Source organism: Vibrio sp. 1249-1 (assembly GCF_033340495.1).
This window is the reverse complement of sequence record NZ_JAWOWJ010000763.1, coordinates 1-616: the sequence shown is the minus strand read 5'-3', so window position 1 is coordinate 616 and position 616 is coordinate 1. Positions and strand designations below refer to the sequence as shown.

The window sequence follows — 616 nt, the reverse complement described above, 5'->3', positions numbered from 1 at the left end:
TGTCATGGGCTTCTTTGCGCGCTTTCTCAATCGAAATGTCTTTGCTTTTTGCCTCGTCTTCAATCGCTTGTTCAATTGCAGGTGACTTTAACAGGCGAGCAAATAGCACTTGGCGTTGCGGTAGGTTTGGACCTGATGCCGCCAATTTTTGACGAGAAAAGTGGATACGTGCCACGCGCGCCAATTTATGCGCAATAGCACTGTCTGTACCGTGAGAATCCGCCATATAACGCAGTGAAACCACCGGGCTAAAGCGCACCAAACAGTCACGACCTGCTGCCATTACCGCTTTCGCTTTTTGTGGCCCATTCATTGGTTGCAGGTACGGGCGATGGTTCTCTTCTTTACCTGGTTTGCGTCCCCAAAGTACGGTCGCTGGGATCATCTGCACATCAAGCTCGCTATCAAGCTTGTGCAGTTCCAGCAGCTCAGTAAATAGAGAAACAGAATCTGTCGGGATGTCGTTGTCATTACCCATCACGGTTGGACGTGAGGCAATAAAGACGAAACGATTAAGCGTTTTGCCATTGATTTCCAGCGGACTGAGCGGCTCTGGTAGCCCAAGGCTCATGGCTTGTTTTTGCAATGTCAGCAAATCCACGTTCGAACGAAATGG

The 616-nt window shown here is 49.5% G+C and carries 1 pseudogene; it reads right to left on the bottom strand.

Annotated features, from left to right (window positions below):
- Positions 1–616: pseudogene (locus R7Z50_RS28785) on the bottom strand (glycerol-3-phosphate 1-O-acyltransferase); the annotation flags it as partial.